General features: G+C 36.6%; 20 protein-coding genes, 1 pseudogene and 1 riboswitch. Of the genes and pseudogenes, 2 read left to right on the forward strand and 19 right to left on the reverse strand.

All coding sequences use genetic code 11. The features are described from left to right. Positions 1 to 175 precede the first annotated feature (175 nt). Both LG276_RS13950 and LG276_RS13955 read right to left on the reverse strand, forming a co-directional pair. Positions 176 to 430 (reverse strand): spore coat protein, encoded by a 255-nt coding sequence (locus LG276_RS13950; protein ID WP_233435229.1) that lies wholly within the window; start codon positions 428 to 430, stop codon positions 176 to 178. A gap of 94 nt (positions 431 to 524) precedes the next feature. Continuing rightward, a complete protein-coding gene (locus tag LG276_RS13955; protein ID WP_251161813.1) occupies positions 525 to 1,430 on the reverse strand; it encodes an RNA ligase family protein in 906 nt (301 codons plus the stop codon). A gap of 111 nt (positions 1,431 to 1,541) precedes the next feature. Between LG276_RS13955 and ligD the strand changes: the two genes are divergently transcribed. Further along, positions 1,542 to 2,747, forward strand: a complete 1,206-nt coding sequence (ligD, locus tag LG276_RS13960) for a DNA ligase D (RefSeq protein ID WP_251161814.1) — start codon at positions 1,542 to 1,544, stop codon at positions 2,745 to 2,747. A 321-nt stretch (positions 2,748 to 3,068) separates the two neighbouring features. Here the strand turns inward: ligD and dapF are convergent, their stop codons facing one another. From dapF to LG276_RS14030, 14 genes and pseudogenes are all read right to left on the reverse strand, one after another. Continuing rightward, positions 3,069 to 4,058: a diaminopimelate epimerase gene (gene dapF / locus LG276_RS13965; protein ID WP_251161815.1), complete on the reverse strand. Its 990-nt coding sequence runs from the start codon at positions 4,056 to 4,058 to the stop codon at positions 3,069 to 3,071. A 128-nt stretch (positions 4,059 to 4,186) separates the two neighbouring features. Continuing rightward, complete coding sequence (gene ribE, locus LG276_RS13970) at positions 4,187 to 4,654, reverse strand: 6,7-dimethyl-8-ribityllumazine synthase (RefSeq protein ID WP_224938495.1); 468 nt, start codon at positions 4,652 to 4,654, stop codon at positions 4,187 to 4,189. A gap of 41 nt (positions 4,655 to 4,695) precedes the next feature. Continuing rightward, a pseudogene (gene ribB / locus LG276_RS13975) lies at positions 4,696 to 5,286 on the reverse strand (3,4-dihydroxy-2-butanone-4-phosphate synthase); the annotation flags it as partial. A gap of 10 nt (positions 5,287 to 5,296) precedes the next feature. After that, positions 5,297 to 5,938 (reverse strand): riboflavin synthase, encoded by a 642-nt coding sequence (gene ribE, locus LG276_RS13980; protein ID WP_373370917.1) that lies wholly within the window; start codon positions 5,936 to 5,938, stop codon positions 5,297 to 5,299. Positions 5,939 to 6,198: 260 nt separating this feature from the next. Then, a riboswitch (FMN riboswitch) is annotated at positions 6,199 to 6,341 on the reverse strand. A gap of 932 nt (positions 6,342 to 7,273) precedes the next feature. Next, positions 7,274 to 7,738, reverse strand: coding sequence for a hypothetical protein (locus LG276_RS13985; protein ID WP_224937598.1), 465 nt, complete (start codon positions 7,736 to 7,738; stop codon positions 7,274 to 7,276). 89 nt (positions 7,739 to 7,827) lie between these two features. Further along, positions 7,828 to 8,025 (reverse strand): hypothetical protein, encoded by a 198-nt coding sequence (locus tag LG276_RS13990; RefSeq protein WP_095372936.1) that lies wholly within the window; start codon positions 8,023 to 8,025, stop codon positions 7,828 to 7,830. A 107-nt stretch (positions 8,026 to 8,132) separates the two neighbouring features. Next, positions 8,133 to 8,693 (reverse strand): hypothetical protein, encoded by a 561-nt coding sequence (locus tag LG276_RS13995; protein WP_224937597.1) that lies wholly within the window; start codon positions 8,691 to 8,693, stop codon positions 8,133 to 8,135. Between the two features lie 143 nt (positions 8,694 to 8,836). Further along, complete coding sequence (gene rbsB / locus LG276_RS14000; protein WP_251161818.1) at positions 8,837 to 9,769, reverse strand: ribose ABC transporter substrate-binding protein RbsB; 933 nt, start codon at positions 9,767 to 9,769, stop codon at positions 8,837 to 8,839. A gap of 39 nt (positions 9,770 to 9,808) precedes the next feature. Then, positions 9,809 to 10,753 carry an ABC transporter permease subunit gene (rbsC, locus tag LG276_RS14005; RefSeq protein WP_095372933.1) on the reverse strand — a complete coding sequence of 315 codons (945 nt, stop codon included), beginning with the start codon at positions 10,751 to 10,753 and terminating at the stop codon, positions 9,809 to 9,811. Beyond that, positions 10,750 to 12,246 carry a sugar ABC transporter ATP-binding protein gene (locus tag LG276_RS14010; protein WP_251161819.1) on the reverse strand — a complete coding sequence of 499 codons (1,497 nt, stop codon included), beginning with the start codon at positions 12,244 to 12,246 and terminating at the stop codon, positions 10,750 to 10,752. Before LG276_RS14010 ends, rbsC begins: the two co-directional genes overlap by 4 nt. Beyond that, positions 12,246 to 12,635, reverse strand: a complete 390-nt coding sequence (gene rbsD, locus LG276_RS14015; RefSeq protein ID WP_224937594.1) for a D-ribose pyranase — start codon at positions 12,633 to 12,635, stop codon at positions 12,246 to 12,248. Before rbsD ends, LG276_RS14010 begins: the two co-directional genes overlap by 1 nt. After that, the gene (gene rbsK / locus LG276_RS14020; protein ID WP_251161820.1) at positions 12,610 to 13,518 is read right to left on the reverse strand and encodes a ribokinase; all 909 of its coding nucleotides are present in this window, start codon (positions 13,516 to 13,518) and stop codon (positions 12,610 to 12,612) included. The genes rbsD and rbsK overlap by 26 nt, the downstream gene beginning before the upstream one ends. 23 nt (positions 13,519 to 13,541) lie before the next feature. Further along, positions 13,542 to 14,516 (reverse strand): LacI family DNA-binding transcriptional regulator, encoded by a 975-nt coding sequence (locus LG276_RS14025; protein ID WP_251162021.1) that lies wholly within the window; start codon positions 14,514 to 14,516, stop codon positions 13,542 to 13,544. A 281-nt stretch (positions 14,517 to 14,797) separates the two neighbouring features. Further along, positions 14,798 to 15,418, reverse strand: a complete 621-nt coding sequence (locus tag LG276_RS14030; protein WP_251161821.1) for a TetR/AcrR family transcriptional regulator — start codon at positions 15,416 to 15,418, stop codon at positions 14,798 to 14,800. A 205-nt stretch (positions 15,419 to 15,623) separates the two neighbouring features. On the opposite strand from LG276_RS14030, the gene LG276_RS14035 reads away from it, so the two are divergent. Next, positions 15,624 to 16,370 carry an SDR family NAD(P)-dependent oxidoreductase gene (locus LG276_RS14035; RefSeq protein WP_251161822.1) on the forward strand — a complete coding sequence of 249 codons (747 nt, stop codon included), beginning with the start codon at positions 15,624 to 15,626 and terminating at the stop codon, positions 16,368 to 16,370. Positions 16,371 to 16,421: 51 nt separating this feature from the next. On the opposite strand, the gene LG276_RS14040 is transcribed toward LG276_RS14035, so the two are convergent. The 3 genes from LG276_RS14040 to LG276_RS14050 all read right to left on the reverse strand — a co-directional run bounded on the left by LG276_RS14040 (position 16,422) and on the right by LG276_RS14050 (position 18,230). Continuing rightward, complete coding sequence (locus LG276_RS14040) at positions 16,422 to 16,733, reverse strand: hypothetical protein (RefSeq protein ID WP_095372929.1); 312 nt, start codon at positions 16,731 to 16,733, stop codon at positions 16,422 to 16,424. A gap of 74 nt (positions 16,734 to 16,807) precedes the next feature. Beyond that, complete coding sequence (locus LG276_RS14045; protein ID WP_224937590.1) at positions 16,808 to 17,380, reverse strand: TlpA disulfide reductase family protein; 573 nt, start codon at positions 17,378 to 17,380, stop codon at positions 16,808 to 16,810. A 79-nt stretch (positions 17,381 to 17,459) separates the two neighbouring features. Then, positions 17,460 to 18,230, reverse strand: a complete 771-nt coding sequence (locus LG276_RS14050) for a hypothetical protein (RefSeq protein WP_224937589.1) — start codon at positions 18,228 to 18,230, stop codon at positions 17,460 to 17,462. Positions 18,231 to 18,292 lie beyond the last annotated feature (62 nt).

Below are 18,292 nucleotides of genomic sequence, written 5' to 3' on the forward strand. Positions count from 1 at the left end.
TTATTAATTGTATTTTTTCTCTGAGGATTATTCATATACACGTACAATGTTGGTAAGATTAGCTACATCTCTTTTATATCTCTTCATTTAACACTGTCTTTACAAAAAAACAAGCATTAAAAACAATAAACACCACAGCTAAATCTGTGGTGTTTGTGAAATCTGAGCCATTTTTTTAATAAACCGGATAAGGTGGGTATGGTGGATATACAGGATATGGTGGATAAGGCGGGTACACCAGAGGTGCTAATAATGCGCCACCTAATAAACCTGCCGCTACCCCACCTAAAAATGGACCACCAAAACCAAAACCAGGTCTCCCAAAGCCGGGACCTCCAAAACCGGGACCTCCCCCAAAACCAGGACGACCACCATAAGGCCTTCTATATAAGTGAGTCTGTGTATATGCCGGGTAAAAGTGTTGATTCACCCTATAACCTCCTCTGTCGTTCTCTTTATATACTCCTTATAAACTATGTAAAACACCTAAATTTGCTGTAGGCAAAAACCTATCCGAAAACGATTTAAAAAACAAAAGACTGAATAACTGGTTGCCTCATTGTATGATCTTTTGTCCACTCTAAGAATGTAACCTTCACTTTTAAAATCGGAGATAGCCACTCATGATTTTTCAATAATCCGCTATAATTATGAAACGGACTTTCTCCCTGAAGAATTTGGTTAGTCACTTCAGTCACTTCACGCCAATCCTTTAAAGTAAGCTTGCTCGAGCCTGCACTACCGATATAAATCAGCTCACCCTTTTCATTATATATACCTAAATCAATTGAACGAATAAGTGCTCCATTATAAGTTACCCCTCCAACAACAGCAATAAGGTCCTGTTCTTTTTTCTTTTTTAACCAGCGTTCATCTTTTCCTCCTAATAGATAAGCACTATATAAATCCTTACAAACAATGCCCTCTAATCCTTGCTCTATGACAGCATCATATAATGATTGACAGTCTCTAAAACTTTGGACGATTTGAATCTCATTTGTTGGCTGGATGATTTCCATTAACATCTCCTGGCGTCTATATAACGGGGTTTCAATCAGCCATTTACCGTTAAAATATAAGAGGTCAAATATCATATAAGTAATAGGAATTTCTGTCTGTAAATGATTGATTGTTACCGTATTCTTCCTCCGATCTCTTCTCATCACATCATAAAAAGAGGGAACACCGTCTTGAAAAGCGATTACCTCTCCATCTAAAATGAAGGAATTCCCCTTAATTAATGAGGGTAATTGATGTAATTCCGGATATTGGATGGTGCGCTCATTTCCTTTTCGATTAAAAATCCTTAAATTCTCTTTTTCATAATAAGTCAATATCCTTGTACCATCCCACTTTACTTGCGCTATCCATTGATCGCCATTTGGAATTTCATTTGTCATTTTTGGTTCAAAAGGAATAATTGGCTTCATTGGATCGATCCTCACTTGTATGTCTTTTTTCAATCTAACCATACTATGACCATGTGTAATAGGTTTTATGAATGTAAACCAAAATGTAGAAAAAGGATGGTTGAAGGTCATATGAGGAAAAAAGGTCGTTTCTTTATTACTGGCTGGAATATTACAACTAATCAGTTTGAATATAGTATCGTATATCAAAATAAAGTAAAGGCAATGGGCGAATTTTCCGAAGGTCTAAATGAACAAGAATTGGCTATTTTAGTCAGCTTGATTCAAAAGAATGGAAAAAAAGTAAATCAAGTAAAATACAGCATCTCCCCAAGCATTTGTATTCAACTTTGCTTTCGCGACATAATTGAGGATACCTTGAGCCTCCCTCAATTTATGCAATTCTTACCGAATGAGCAATGGGAAACATGTACTTGGGAGAGATTATTGATAGAAAATGCAAATATCGATTCTTCTATAGAAGTGACCCACCCAGAAAAACCGTTATGGGACAACCCAAAGATCAATAAAGAGCAGCTCATTGCTTATCTTGTTTCCGTCGCTCCACGGTTGTTACCGTTTGTGAAGAATAGATTGTTAACAACCATTCGCTATCCACATGGCTATATCGGGAAAGAATTTTTCTATCAGAAGAATAAACCTGATTATGCACCGTCATTTGTGAATTCTTTTACAAAAGACGAAATCGACTATATCCTTTGTAATGATTTATCTACCCTTGTTTGGCTAGGTAATCAATTAGCACTAGAGTATCATACCCCTTTTGAAACAATTGGCAGCGACCATCCGGTAGATATTGTGTTCGACCTTGACCCACCAGATGAAACACACTTTCTACTAGCTGTTGATGCTGCACAGAAACTAAGTAAGATTTTCGAAGAATTAAATATTATCTGCTTCCCAAAATTAACTGGAGGTAAGGGTATACAAGTACATATCCCAATTATGCATCATCATTTTTCTTATGAAGATACCCGACTGTTTACTTCGTTCATAGCATCCTATTTAGTTGAGAAAAACCCAGATTTATTTACGACAGAAAGAATGAAAAAGAATCGCGGGAAAAAGTTATATATCGATTATATACAACATGCAGAAGGAAAAACGATGATTGCTCCATACTCTCCTAGAGGCAGAGAAGGCGCGATAGTAGCAGCCCCACTCTATTGGGATGAAGTAAATAAACAACTGCAGCGAGAGAATTTTTCACTAGACAACATCCGCAAGTATCGTTTAACTGATTGCTGTCCAATGGCAACCTTTTTCGAAACCAAAAATGACACGATCGCAAAAATTATAGATTCATTAAAAGAATAGACTATACACAAACGAAACTTTAGCCTATGCGATTTTTTTGTGACGGAAGTGAAAGCTAAGCAAATGTGATATGCACGTTATCCAAAGCCAAAACGCATTTAAACGATTGCCTTCTCCGTTTGCATATCACTCAAAAAGTAAACTGATTTGAACGTTTTGCTCATTCAGTTTGCACGACATCAAGGAGCGAAAACACTATGAAACGACCTGCTAATGCCATTTCTACGCGTTATTCAGATGAAAAAAACAAAAAACCGAACCAACACTATTTACTCATAGTGTCGTTTCGGTCCAAAACCCATTTTCTTTCTTAAACATTTCTTAAGCATTTAATTGCTTAGTTAAAAAAGCAGAAGCCTCTTGTTGCAACTTCGCATATTGCATCATTTCTTCAATATATTCTTCGCTATTATCGACGGTAAATGTCCCTGGATGATTTATATCTACTTCAATTGTACATTGATAGACAAAGCTAGCATTACCAATAAGGTCGATTGTAAAGGTATCATTTTGCTTATGAACAACGCAACGGACCTTACCACCGTTGTTATAAACTTCAATCGGCTGCTCATAGGTATTGATCCTTTGCAGACATGTGACTAAACTTGAAGCCGACATCGCTGTCCCACATGCATTCGTAAAGCCCACACCTCTTTCATACGTACGAACAAAAATCCCACCTTCTGGAAGAGGTTTGACGAAACTCACATTTACACCATCAGGAAAGTAATCATTTTCTCCGTTGACATACAAACTTATTTCTTCTTGAATATCTGATTGCATCTGTTCTTTTTCGACAATAGCAACAAGATGGGGATTAGGTACAGAAAGAGCAGTAAAAGCGATATCTTCTGAAAGGTCTTCTATCTTTTCATTGACTAATTGGTGCTGATTGATGTGAAGTGGTAAAGTAGCAACATCAAATGATACTGGTGAAATTTCTACCTTGTAAGTAGGGATATCTTTATAAATATCGCTTTCTTTACTAACATGAAGGGTTACTTTCATCGTATCAATTGTCGCCTCTTTGATTTTCAATTTCTCACAAACATACCTCGCGACACAACGAAGACCGTTACCACACATGGAAGCTTCTGAACCATCTGCATTAAATACGCGCATTTTTGCATCAGCAACTTCACTGGCTAATATAAATAAAATCCCATCCGCACCGAGCTCACTGCCACGATTACAAAGACTAATCGTTAAATTCGCTCGTTCTTCATCACTCCAGCCAAAGGACTGCTCCATTTCATCAATAATAAAAAAGTCATTTCCCGAACCGTGACATTTAATTAATTCTAATTTCATCATAAACCCTCTTTCTCTTTTAGGCTCTTCATTTATCTTCTATACATGTTTTTACCATTGTTCATGTGAATATAAACGTAATATTATTATAACGAGAAAAAGAAAGAGGGAGCAAAGAAAATTAATTTTTAACGAAAATGTTTATTAAAATTACTCATTTCAATCGCATTAACAGCTGCATCCCAGCCTTTGTTGCCTGCTTTTGTACCCGCTCTCTCAACCGCTTGTTCAATAGAATCAGTTGTTAACACACCAAAAATTACTGGAATGCCCGTTTGTAATGAAGTCGCTGCCACTCCTTTGGCTACCTCTGCATTCACATAATCAAAATGTGGTGTTGCCCCTCTAATGACTGTTCCAAGGGCAACAACCGCATCGTATTTGCCACTTTCCGCAAGTTTTTTCGCCGCTAAGGGAATTTCAAATGCACCTGGTACCCACGCTACCGTAATATCCTCTTCAGCCACATCGTGACGCTTGAAGCTATCTAATGCACCATCTAATAATTTTTTTGTAATAAACTCATTGAACCGTGATACAACAACGGCTACTTTCATTCCCGTTCCAATTAAATGTCCTTCTAGTATTGTATTCATTCTACTTCACTCCTATATTAGTTTAATAATAATTGTGATTGCTTATAAGATATTAATTGTTCAATCGTAATCATCTTCAAATCATATTTTTCTGCTACTTTCTCTAACTCTGCTACTCTAGCCATTTCACCATTTTCTTTCATAATCTCGCATATAATCCCGACCGGACTTGCCTCAGCCAATTTCGCTAAATCTACCGCCGCTTCCGTATGGCCTGAACGCTCTAGGACGCCACCATCCTTCGCTATAAGGGGGAAAATATGACCTGGACGATTAAAATCTGATGCTTGTGTTTTGTCGTCTAACATTTTTTCTACGGTTAAAAACCGTTCAAATGCGCTTATACCAGTCGTTGTCTCTTTATAATCAATACTTACTGTAAAAGCAGTTTGATGGCTGTCTGTATTATTAGTTACCATCGGATGCAAGTCTAATTTTTTGGCGATTGACTGCTCAATCGGCACGCAAATGAGCCCTCTTCCCACTGTCGCCATAAAATTGATTGTTTCAGCTGAAGCATACTCGGCAACAGCGATAAAATCGCCCTCATTCTCACGATTCTCATCATCACAAACGATAATCACTTTTCCCATTTTCAAGTCAGCAATCGCTTCTTCAATTGAGTGACTCATATATTCCCTCCTAACTTAAGAATCCATTATTTTCTAATAACTGTTCAAAATTTCTTTCACGTTTCGATGTGTCTGAAAAGGCAAATACATATTTAGCAAATAAATCATATTCAATATTGACAATATCATTTGGCTTTTTTTCACTAATCACCGTTTCTTCAGCTGTATGAGGAATTAACGCAATCGTAAAATAACCATCCCCTACCTCCATCACTGTTAATGAAGTGCCATCAATAGCAACAGATCCTTTAGGTAGAATTAAATGCTGATACTGCTCGGATAGTGAAATTGAAAGATAAATCGCATTTTCTTGTCTTTGTTTTTTAAGAATTTTTCTCGATTCATCCACATGACCACTTACATAATGGCCGCCAAATCTTCCACCTGCTAACATCGCCCTTTCTAAATTCACATTGCTTCCTACTTTTAAAAAGGAAAGCGATGTTGCATGAAAAGTTTCTGGCATCACATCTGCTGTAAAACTTCTTTGTTGGAATTCGGTCACTGTTAAACAAACACCGTTTACAGCGATGCTATCACCGATATGGATATCATCCATAATCTTTGTAGCATTTAACACTAATTGGATAGTAGATCCACGATGAATCGTTCTTTGTACAGTACCAATTTCTTCGATAATACCTGTAAACAGAATGATCAACCTCTCTGCATAAGATTTATTCGTTTAAGTAAAAGTTGGAATTTTCCGCTCGGGGCAAATACGCGGTATCGGGAGAGTTTGTTGAAAATTACAAAAAGAGTTGGACTCACACTTATCGTTATCCCATATCATCACCACCCTTTTTAAAATACTCATGAATAAATAAACCCGTATACGAATACGTATACGGGAAAAGTAATCATGGCCAAATAAACGTCAAAATCACCTGTTTTTGAACGTTTTTACACACACGCATCCTTCTCCCATCCAGACTATACTGTCGGCTTTGGAATTGCACCAAATCCACCGTTCTCATTCCTGAGCCCGGGTCACGGACTAAGAGGTCACCCTCATCACCGCCGGTTGGGAATTTCACCCTGCCCCGAAGGATATTCTATTAAATTGTTGATACTATAAAGAACAAACAGTATCTATTACTTTTAAATAAATAAAGATTCTCCTGCTCTTATTAAAGTATCTAAATATAGGATAAATGTAAATAAGTAATTAATCAATAGAAAGAATGTTAAATAGGAGATTATACATAAAGAAAACTAAAATAAACCATCTCCCTAACATACGAGCCAGAAAAAGGATATTAGTTAAATATCTAATATTATATTTCAAAACCCTACCTTAATTTTTTTCTTTACACCTTATAGATGTCTATTCAACTATACTTAATATAATATACAGTTAAATACATTATTCCATTAAATTACACATAATAGAAGGTACCCTTTTGTAAATAACTATTCATCAAGACATACAGATAACAAACAATCACAAAATCCAACTATAAAAGGAGGTCCATCTAAATAGAAAATTAATTATTATTTTCATCTTTCCTTTAATTCTTAGTGTCTTGGGTGATTTATTCTTATAAGCAACCAGTTGTAAAAAAAGGAAAGAGCTTTGAATGGAACTTAGATAGCGGAATATAGACCTTATCATTTTCCTAACCCTAAAAGGGATGTGGAAAGGAGAGGCCATTTGGTTAGGAGGGATTAAACCTGAAAGGAAGCGGTCACTTTATTCGATAAGCTAAGTGATTTTCCTCAGGGAGATGTTATTGAATTTGTCAGTATCGAAGGCGCCCCGTTGGATGCGAATTACTCTTTACAAATTAAATGGACATACGAAAATAAGGAATTTGATGAGGAAATAAAACTAGAACGAAAGAAACGCTTTTTCATCTTACCGTTTTAACAATATTAACATTATGCATAAAGCTAATAGCGCTATTAATATTGCTGACAGTATTTTTATCTGAAAATAGCTCCAATTCTTTCTATTGTAAATTCATCACACTCCATAAAGTTTGCTTCATTCACAATATTTCAGTGTTCTACTATCTGCAAGAAGGTTTACAAACCGTTCATCATTGATTTGCACACTATTGGCTTCAATAAAAAAAGAGTCCTTATTATTTACTTGAAAATAAAAATTAGTTTTAGCATGTAATTTCTCGATTTCTTTCAAATCTGATTCTAAGCTTTCAATTTTTATATGACCAAATCCATTCTTGTGATAACTAATTTCGGTTAATAAATTCGCATCAGTAAAATTACGGTCATTTAAGCGTATTGTTCCTACATTAGCCTCTTGATAAACAAAGAACGACATCACTTCCTTTATGAAGATGTAAGTTCTCTTAATCTGTTGTTTATGACAACTAAGTAATTTTAATGTTATGGTTTCATTTATATAATCAATCTGTAAATCATCTAAATCCCAGTATTCTGCTTTTTCGGCAAACAAAGTATTTATTCTATTTAGATCGCTAGACATCTTATCACCCCTTTTACTTTTTTCTTTTACCTGTGGAAAGCACACAATCTACCGGCGATATTTCAGTCAAACATCTTCTTTTTGACCTTTTATTCTCCTTTGTTTTCAAGTATCTCAATATACCTTTCAAAATTGTCATTGAATCTTTGTTGTTCATAATGACCATCATTCCCTAAACTATTATCTAGTAGACTCTCAATCGCACCAGCAATAGTACACGATCCCAGTATAAAGCAAATTCCAATAATCCAAGCAGCATTAAGTAAATCTTTCCTGTTTATGTTCATCATTTTTCTCCTATCCTTTAATTGTTGGACATCTAATTACATATAACCGTTTTTTCGGTAATTTCTTAATGACGGTAACACTATTTGCTAATCCGTCTTACAGAAGATTACTCATCTTCGTAGAAAGTATCATACATTTCAGGGAATAGATCTTTTAATCTCCTTATCGTATGCGCATTTGCAACAATATCCAGTACATCAGAACTAATATAAAATAAACAATCGCGATGCACAAAACAAATATAGAGTGACGTGTGACCATCAATCATTTTAAGGGTATAGCGAAAAAACGCAGATGATTTCACGTTCTTTACTGTTGAAAAGACAAAATAACTGCTCATCTCTTCTTGCCAAACTACTTCATTAGACCAATTATTTATTTTAAAAAACCGCCGTAAGTTTAACTTTTCTCTCCTTACCCTTGTGCTATCAATATCTTGATAACCAGAAATAAACGTCATATCTAACTTTTCCTCTATAGGAAATAGATGATGAAATAAGCTTTTCGCTAAACCTGGATGTTGCCTGAATGTCTCTAAACCGAACCGAATTCGATTGTCTTTCACTACTTGAAAATAAGGCGTTGCGGCGTTCGTCATATCAACACCGAAAGTATTTGCAGGGATCATTCTACCACTCGCTTCTTCACAAAATATAATGATTACCATAATTATACACTCATTTCTTACTAACCGCTTATATATTTTTCTCACACTTCTTTCCATAACCTGCGTTCACTTAGAAAATAAAAAAGCACGTGCTCATTCTACCTTTAAGCAGAATCGACACGTGCTTCATTCAATCATTTTCCTTATTTAATTAACTCTAACTCAACAGGAATAAATTCTTCCACCGTTTCACCATCGAGTACTTTTTTGGCTGTTTCTACAGCTTGCTCGCCCATTCTGTCTGGTTTTTGAGCGACTGTTGCTGCCATATCGCCACCTTCAACTGCAGCGATGGCATCATCTGTTGCGTCGAACCCGACAACAATGACATCTTTTAGACCAGCAGCCGTTAGTGCTTGATAAGCACCAAGTGCCATTTCATCATTATGAGCAAATACTGCTTGGAAATCATTATTTCTTTGGATGATGTTCTCCATTACTGTTAAACCTTCAGCACGATCAAAATTCGCCGATTGTTTTGTAGCCACTTCCACATTGTCAGAAGCTTCAATTGCTTCGTTAAAACCTGCACCTCTTTCACGTGCTGCCGATGAACCAGGGATTCCTTCAAGTTCTACCACTTTTCCTTCATCACCAAGTTTTTCGATGATGAATTCTCCTGCCATTTTACCGCCTTCTGCATTATCAGAAGCTACGTGAGCGACAACTTCCCCACCTTCAGCACTTCTATCAACAGTAATAACAGGGATATCTGCATTATTAGCTGATGTAATGGCAGAAGCAACCGCTGCTGAATCAGCTGGATTAATAATTAATAAGTCAACACCTTGTTGAATTAAATCCTCAATATCACTTACTTGTGTTGCTGGGTCGTCTTGTGCATCTACTGTTTTAATCGCATAACCAAGCTCTTTTGCCTTCGCCTCTGCACTATCACGTAATGTAACAAAGAAAGGATTATTTAATGTAGAAATCGATAGACCAATTGTTTTTTCTCCTGATGCTTTTTCATCATTATCAGTTGCTTCATTATCATCAGCCCCATTATTTAATGAACATGCACCTAATAAAGCGACTACTAAAACCAAAGTAAGAAGCTTCCATATTTTTTTCATTTGAGTATTCCTCCTTCATAGGTTTGCAAATCATATATGTTAAGCAGCTTTCTTTCTATCAATTAGTACAGCTAATAGAATGACGCCGCCCTTCACCACTTGTTGGTAGAAAGATGATACATTTAATAAATTCAAACCATTATTAAGTACACCAATAATCAAAGCACCAATTAATGTACCAAAGATCCATCCACGTCCGCCTGAAAGACTTGTCCCACCAAGTACAACTGCCGCAATGGCATCTAATTCGTAGCTTGTACCAGCTGTTGGCTGTGCAGAGTCAAGACGAGAAGTTAACGTAATTCCGGCAACAGCAGCAAATAATCCTGAAATTGCATAAACACCCATTTTCAAGCGATCCACTTTTAAACCAGAGAGCTTAGCGGCTTCTTCATTCCCACCAATCGCATAAACACCGCGACCAAAAGTTGTTTTCTTGAGCAAGAAGTATAAAAATAAATAAGCTAACAGCATCGTAACAACAGGAAATGGTACGCCGAGAAAATAACCTTTACCAATCATTTGAAAGCTAAAAGCATCAGATAGACCAGTTATTGGTCGACCTTCTGTATAAACAAGTGTCAACCCTCTGAAAATTGTCATTGTCGCTAATGTTGCAATAAAAGGAGCGACTTTACCTTTTGCAATAATTACGCCGTTGACAAGTCCCATTAAAGCACCTGCTAATAAACCGAGAAGAACCGCAATTACCGGATCCATACCACTAGCTAACATACCTGCAGTAAGTGCGGAAGATAACGCTAAAATCGAACCGACAGATAAGTCGATTCCCCCTGTCAAGATAACAAATGTCATTCCAAACGCAATTAAAGCATTGATTGAAACTTGTCTTAATACGTTCAGTATATTGTCAGCTGTTGTAAAGCTTGGACTCATAACCGATAAAATAATAATGATGAGCAGTAAGCCTAAAACCGGTCCTAGCTTTTGTATGGAGCCGATGCCTTTACTAATTTTGTTCATGCTTTGTTCCCTCCTGTTGCTGCTTCCATAATTTTTTCTTGAGTCGCATCTGTTTTTTCCAGAATGGCGGCTACTTTCCCTTCATGAATCACCATAATACGATCAGACATGCCTAGTATCTCTGGTAACTCAGATGAGACCATAATAATGGAATGGCCCTTCATTGTTTCTTCATTCATGATCGTATATATCTCTTTTTTTGCTCCTACATCCACACCACGTGTAGGTTCGTCCAAAATTAACAGTGTTGGATCGATTCCGAGCCATTTTCCAAAGACCACTTTTTGTTGGTTCCCACCACTTAAATTCTTAACTTCTTGTTCTGGACCAGCTGTTTTAATTTTTAACTTGTCTATCATTTCTTTGGAGAAAGCTTTTTCCTTTTTAGTAGACATAATGGCACTTTGCGAAAGCGCTTTTAAATTAGGAACGGCTAAATTCTCCCTTACACTTAATCCAAGTATAAGACCTTCATCTTTACGGTCTTCTGTAATGAAACCGATACCGGCAGCAATGGCTTGCTTTGGTGCACGAATGTGTAGTTCTTGACCATTCAAAAATATCTTCCCAGACGATTTCTTTTTTGACCCAAAAATCGCTTCCATAATCTCCGTTCTACCAGCTCCCATTAAACCGGCGACGCCAAGTATCTCACCTTTTCTAACATCAAATGATATATTAGAAAAATGATCTTTCATACTTAAGTTCTCGACTTTGAAAAAAACATCACCAATTGTGGCCGTCCGAGTTGGGTAACGCTCACCAATTTCTCTACCAACCATCATTTTCACGATTTCATCGAATGAGGTGTCTGTGGTATATTTCGTTCCTATTGATTGACCATCTCGTAAAACCGTAATACGGTCACACATTTTAAAAATCTCTTCCATGCGATGAGAGATATAAATGATTGCCACATTCTCTTTTCGCAATTGATCGATAACGGTAAATAATGTATCAATCTCTCTATCTGTTAAAGCGGCTGTTGGTTCATCCATGATAAGAACTTCAGAATTGGCAGCGATTGCTCTTGCAATTTCAATCATTTGTTGTTGTCCAACGGAAAGTTCTCCAGCAGGCTGTTTTACATCCATTTCAATGCCTAAGCGCTTTAAATACTTTTCTGCTTTTACATTCATCTCTCTCGTCTTTAATAAACCGAAAGTACTTAATTCTTTACCTAAGAACATATTTTCAGCAACTGTTAAATAAGGAATAATATTTAACTCTTGATGAATGACAGCAATGCCATTTTTTTCTGCATCTTTCGGTGAAGAAAATACGGCCTTATTTCCTTTATAATAAATCTCACCTTGATTGCTTTCATGGATGCCTGTAAGGATTTTAATTAAGGTCGATTTCCCTGCCCCATTCTCACCCATAAGCGCATGGATCTCGCCAGCTCTCAAGTCAAAATCAACGCCTTTGAGTACTTCCACCGAATAGAAGGATTTATGAATATTCTTCATTTCTATTATTGATGATTGCTTCATTAAAATATCACTCCTGACGTTAAAATGATGTTAGCGTAAGGGGAAGCTTCTCCAGTTCGTATAATCGCCTTTGCTTTTTCCGTTTTTTTCTTAAATGTTTCATGCGAGACATAGCTACAATCAGAGAACTTGTCTTTAATTGCTAAAAATAACGGTTCATTATCTGTTTTAATTTCAGTTGCTAATGTGACACTCTCTATCATTAGTTCTTTTTCAAGCTCATTTAAGACGTCTAAAAAGGAAGGTGTCCCTAGCTTTAGAGCTAGGTCAATTTTTTTTACACCATCTGGGATAGGTAGTCCACAATCAGCAATAACAATTGTATCTGTATGTCCCATATCACTGATGACTTTTGCTATATCACTATTCAGCATTCCTTGTTTCTTCATGATGATTCACTTCCATTTTTTCAATTTCGGCTTTTGTCGGCATCCCTACTTGTGCACCCATTTTCGTTACAGATAAACCTGCAGCCTTTATCGCGAACGTAATTGCCTGTTCTATTGTTAAGCCATCATCAAGGGCAACCGCTAAAGCGCCATTAAAAGTATCTCCTGCTCCAGTCGTATCAACCGCCTTTACCTTAACAGCAGGAATGGTCATAAGTTCCCCGTTCTTAAAGAAAGCGGCGCCTTCATTTCCTTTTGTAATGACAAGCTTTTTTTTCAGTAGTTCCGTTGCCTCAGTATCATTTGCATATGCTTGGAATAACTGTTTCGCTTCATATTCATTCGGTGTGAGGTAGGTTACTAACTCAAACCAATGAGAAGGAATATGATGGAAGGGAGCTGGATTTAAAATGACACCCACATTGCCCTCTGCCGCAATCTCTAGTACTTTTTCTACGGCAGACAATGGAATTTCTAATTGCAGAAGCACCCATTCACTCGCTAGAATATCATCGCGATATGCTTCTATAACATCACTTGTCATTAAATGATTGGCACCAGGTACAACAATAATTTTATTATCATGGTTATACACTGTTATGCTTGCTGTTCCAGTACGTACAGATTTTTCTATTTGGATACTTTCCGTATTGATATGCATGTCATTAAAATAATTCATATACTCTTGACCAAAAGGGTCATCGCCGACTTTACCAATCATTTTCACATTCGCTCCAAGCTTAGCTGCAGCCACTGCTTGGTTTGCTCCTTTACCACCTGGCACAGTAAAAAATGATTCTCCCATCACGGTTTCTCCCATTGACGGGTCTATACTTGTTACCGTGACTAGATCCATATTGATGCTTCCGATTACTGTAATCATCTAATCACTCTCCTTCTTCTGTTTTAATGCGTTGTTGTTTCTCTTATTTTTAGTTCGGTCGGGAATACAATATGATCCTGACCTTCTTCCTTGCCGTTGATACGGTTCAAAAGCATGGTTGCTGCTTTTTTCCCCATCTCATATATTGGTTGAGCGATGGTTGTAATTTCTGGTGAAACAGTTTCCGTCCACTCAATTCCATCAAAACCAATAATTTGAAGTTCTTTCGGTACATTAATCCCGAGCTTTGTGCATGCCTTTAGGGCACCAACTGCCATCACATCATTACCAGTGAAAATAGCATCAATGTCCTTCTGTTCGTGCAGGAGACGAAATGTAGCTTCTTGGGCTGTTTTCATTTGATAATGACCTTCACTTATATACACAGGTCTTTCTAGTGCCATCATGACATCTTGGTAAGCTTTTTTCCTCAGTTGGGAATTGATAATGTTTTCTGGTCCACTAATATGGGCGATTTTCTCGCAGCCATTTTCAACTAAATGCATAACTGCCCTTCTCGCTTCCTGATAATTATCTATCGTCACTGAGGGAATACTTTCATGGAACACACGGTCAAGTGCAACTACCGGGATCTGTAAATTGGCGAGATGGCTTTCATTCATATGATTGGATACAATGATTACGCCATCAATATAGTTTTCCGCCATTTTATTTAAATACATCAGTTCCTTTTCTAAATTGTCATCACTATTACATAGAAAAGTAGTATACCCTTGTGCTACTGTCACATCTTCCACAGCGCGGACAAGTTGTGGGAAGAATGGGTTTGTAATATCAGGGACAATGTACCCAATCATTTTTGACTGCTTTTTAAATAGGCTACGCGCTACATTATTAGGTCGGTAGTTAAGTGCTTTGATCGCTTCTTCCACTTTTTTTTGCGTTTCCTTTTGGACATATCCTTTTTTATTTATCACTCTCGATACAGTCGCAACAGAAACATTTGCATACTTTGCTACTTCTTTAATTGTGGCTATATGAATCATCACCTTACATTTGTTAATACTGTTATTATTAAACTTATATTAAAAGGTAGTATGTAACCCGTTACATATTAGACACTCACTTACTATCTGAAGCGTTATTCTCTCATGACTAGGAAAGGCATGTAACGGGTTACATATTTCAGAAAAAAACAAAATCTATTAATTGCTATTTTATTTGATATGTAACGCGTTACACACTCATCTGTAACCGTTTACACAAATTTAGTTTACCATCTATTAAAATTTTGTCAACTTTATTTTATCCCTCCTTTTTATAGAGAGGATTTCTGTTCTATCACCACTTGTTTATACGGTCCTTGAATGGTAACTTTCATGAGTTGCGCAGCCATATATTTAGCGGTATACGGACAATCATTTTTCAACCACCATATAATCACACCTAAAAACGCAGAAGCGTAGAAGCGTATAGCCATTTCTCTTGGTATGGTCAATAAGTCATCATCTGGTTGCATAACGGTCATTCCATCTGCAATAAATTCGCTCAACACAGCTGTTAGTTTATCACGAAAATGAGGCATTGTACTTTCAGACAGCAACACTCTATATATGTAATCATATGTGCCAATTTGCGCAAATAATTGAATAAAGCTTTCATTTGATGATTCAGTATCATACGTCCCTTTACTTGCTACAAAAGAAGTCTTCATTGCTTCTTTTAACTCATCAATCATGTCATCTGTACTTTGCTCAAGCAAATCGTATTTATCTGTAAAATGGAGATAAAAAGTAGCGCGGTTCAGCATCGCTTTTTTTGTAATTGCCTGCACCGTTACTTTTTCAAAACCTTGTTCTTCTATTAAAGAAATAAGGGCGTCAGTTAACATTCGCTTTGTTCTTACTACACGGGGATCGACTTTTTCTTTTTTCGACATTTTTCTGCTCCTTGTATTAATTATTCTTATTTTTAAACAAATTTGTATGAACTGTTGAGTATACAACGATCTCAACTTTTTTGTTCATTGCTTCATTTTTTCATCAGTTGTTATAATCAGATTATCAACGGATTGTTGATAAAGCAACTAGTTGTATTAAAAATCGTACGATATTGTCTAAGTTTTTACCAAATGGGGGTATATCATGAAAAGGTTAGAAGGAAAAGTAGCCATTATTACCGGAGCAGCTAACGGGATGGGTGCAGCAGAAGCAAAGTTATTCGCGAAAGAAGGCGCTAAAGTAGTAGCGACTGATTTACAAATGGAAACTTTAAATAAAGTGGTTGCAGAGATAAAAGAAGCAGGTGGTGAGGCGATTGCCCTTGCCCATAATGTGACGTCTGAAGAGCAATGGCAAGCAGTTATAAATGAAACCATTGAACAATTTGGTAAACTAGATATCCTGATTAACAATGCTGGTGTCGCTTCTCCCAAAACTCTAGAGGATATGTCAATGGATGAATGGAATAAAATTTTGGATATCGACTTAAATGGTTGTGTGATCGGCATGAAATATGTCATTCCCGAATTAAAGAAAAATGGCAGCGGTTCCATTGTCAATATTTCTTCCATCGGCGGTATAGTTGGCATGGCAGGAACAAGTCCATATACAGCCGCTAAGGGGGCATTACGAGTCTTATCCAAATCTGCAGCAATAGAATATGGAAAAGAAAATATTCGAGTCAATTCTGTACATCCTGGGATTATTTCGACACCAATGACAGCTCCTTCAATGGAATCTGCCTTACCGTTCTATCAAACTTATACGCAGTTGCCTTATTTCGGCAACCCTGAAGATGTTGCTTACGGTGTCCTTTTCTTAGCATCAGATGAGGCAAGATTTGTTACAGGTACAGAGTTAGTGATTGACGGCGGTTGGACTGCCATATAATAAAGCCTAATCTAAAAACGAGCCGTGACTTATTTCATCGGCTCGTTTCATTTAATATACTTTTGTTTTATTTTGTTTTGAACTAAGACCAGCATCTACAAATAATAACAACGCTGTAATGATATGCATAATCATTCCGACTACCGGAATCCAACCAATAATAGAAGTAATGATACCTGTGATACTACCGTACTTGTTTTCTCCAGCTCTTACGGATAGTACAAGTGTGATTACATGAAGGAAAAACATAACAATGAGTGGCACCCATCCATTTGCGAGGATAAAAATTCCTCCTAGAAAAGGAATGCCAAGAAATGCTTCACATGCACCTGTTATCCATTTTAGTATTGTTGATGTACTCAATTTGCCACATCCTTATTGCTTAATCTAATATTATTATACATTTATACCCACACATTCGTTTTAGAAAACATCCTCTATGGTAAACGTAAAATTTCCTTTTCCAAGAAGTCTTCATTTAGCGCACCTAATACTTTATTTCGAATAATCCCATCCGAATCAATGAAGTAACTAGTTGGGTAGGCAATCACCTCATAGTTATCTAAGACAACGCCTTCAGGGTCCATTGGTATGATGAAGGAGAGTTCATTCGCTTTCACGAAATCAGCGGCATTTGTTTCGTTTCTTTCCGTTTTGGTCATATTTACAGCTATGACTTCAAATCCGTCATCTTTATATTCTTTATAAACTTTTTCCATATAAGGCATTTCTTCTTCACAAGGTCCGCACCAGCTTGCCCAAAAATTAAGTAATATTTTCTTTCCTTCATAGTCACTTAGTTGAAATGACTCACCATCCAGTGTTTCCAACTGGATTTCAGGTGCCTTCTGACCAATTTCCAGGCCAACAGCTACATTTTCAGGGTTTTCTATTTCCTCATATTGGTCAATTTGTACTTGTGACAATAAACCTTTGTCCTTTAGAATGGTCCGATCTACGATTAATAAAATAATAAGTAATGAAGCCGCAATGATTAAAAACTTTCTCATAGAACACCTCAACTTAGAACACTTTTCAAAACTGTCTTAATCATACTATAGTTGAGACAGCTTTAGCGAATCTTTTACTTCAATGTTGAATGTTTTTTACATACATGATTAATAAACTATAAAAAATTAATTGTTCATCAGCGTGCAAAGGTTGATTCATCATTAAAAAGGGTGTGTTGTTTACCTTGAACGATTCCATCCATTCTCTCGGAATCCATCCTTTTTGTAATTTCCCAAGCTCCCTTCCATTCTCAGATTGAACCAATAGATTCATAAAAGTCCGTTCATACCTTAGCGTATAAGCTCGGCTATCTTTTTGACAAATAAAGCGTTTATTATTGTCATTGTGGAGAAGAATCGTATTACTGTTATAATCAATTTGGATATTGTGTTTCCGCACTGTAATTATTGCAAGCACCCTTTGATCAACAACTAAAGCATAGCGATTTCTATAAATCCAGCGGTCGACAAATGTAGGCAAAAACCAGCGCCACTTATGAAAAGCTAAATCACGAATTTCAGCAGCCGTTCTACCATCTCTATTAAATAATAATAATCTTAAATTCGGTGCTGGTAAAAAACCTATAAGAAATTCCCTTTGTGAAAATATATTTTTTTGCTTGCTATTTGTTGATGCATATGAACTTATCTTTGCTTGATTATTTGCTAACACATAGCTTTGATAAGACATCCCACTATATAAAACAAAGGGTAAACACCACCAAAGAAGCCCGCTAATCTCCTGAAAGAAACTATGATATATGACTAATATCCATAGTGGTATACACGCAACTAAACTACCATTAAGAGAGGCTTGTGCTGATTGCTGATAATATTGCTGAATATTCATGAACTTCCTACCCCGATTCTCTCAATAAATGTATTACTACCAATCTATTATAGAACGAAGGA

Origin of the sequence: Cytobacillus kochii (assembly GCF_044790165.1) — a bacterium.
GTDB classification, from domain to species: domain Bacteria; phylum Bacillota; class Bacilli; order Bacillales; family Cytobacillaceae; genus Cytobacillus; species Cytobacillus kochii.

Coding starts and splice junctions, on each gene's coding strand:
- LG276_RS13955 (WP_251161813.1), bottom strand. CDS start 1,430: ATGAAGCCAATTATTCCTTTTGAACCAAAAATGACAAATGAAATTCCA.
- ligD (WP_251161814.1), top strand. CDS start 1,542: ATGAGGAAAAAAGGTCGTTTCTTTATTACTGGCTGGAATATTACAACT.
- dapF (WP_251161815.1), bottom strand. CDS start 4,058: ATGAAATTAGAATTAATTAAATGTCACGGTTCGGGAAATGACTTTTTT.
- ribE (WP_224938495.1), bottom strand. CDS start 4,654: ATGAATACAATACTAGAAGGACATTTAATTGGAACGGGAATGAAAGTA.
- LG276_RS13985 (WP_224937598.1), bottom strand. CDS start 7,738: ATGTCTAGCGATCTAAATAGAATAAATACTTTGTTTGCCGAAAAAGCA.
- LG276_RS13990 (WP_095372936.1), bottom strand. CDS start 8,025: ATGAACATAAACAGGAAAGATTTACTTAATGCTGCTTGGATTATTGGA.
- LG276_RS13995 (WP_224937597.1), bottom strand. CDS start 8,693: ATGGTAATCATTATATTTTGTGAAGAAGCGAGTGGTAGAATGATCCCT.
- rbsB (WP_251161818.1), bottom strand. CDS start 9,769: ATGAAAAAAATATGGAAGCTTCTTACTTTGGTTTTAGTAGTCGCTTTA.
- rbsC (WP_095372933.1), bottom strand. CDS start 10,753: ATGAACAAAATTAGTAAAGGCATCGGCTCCATACAAAAGCTAGGACCG.
- LG276_RS14010 (WP_251161819.1), bottom strand. CDS start 12,246: ATGAAGCAATCATCAATAATAGAAATGAAGAATATTCATAAATCCTTC.
- rbsD (WP_224937594.1), bottom strand. CDS start 12,635: ATGAAGAAACAAGGAATGCTGAATAGTGATATAGCAAAAGTCATCAGT.
- rbsK (WP_251161820.1), bottom strand. CDS start 13,518: ATGATTACAGTAATCGGAAGCATCAATATGGATCTAGTCACGGTAACA.
- LG276_RS14030 (WP_251161821.1), bottom strand. CDS start 15,418: ATGTCGAAAAAAGAAAAAGTCGATCCCCGTGTAGTAAGAACAAAGCGA.
- LG276_RS14035 (WP_251161822.1), top strand. CDS start 15,624: ATGAAAAGGTTAGAAGGAAAAGTAGCCATTATTACCGGAGCAGCTAAC.
- LG276_RS14045 (WP_224937590.1), bottom strand. CDS start 17,380: ATGAGAAAGTTTTTAATCATTGCGGCTTCATTACTTATTATTTTATTA.
- LG276_RS14050 (WP_224937589.1), bottom strand. CDS start 18,230: ATGAATATTCAGCAATATTATCAGCAATCAGCACAAGCCTCTCTTAAT.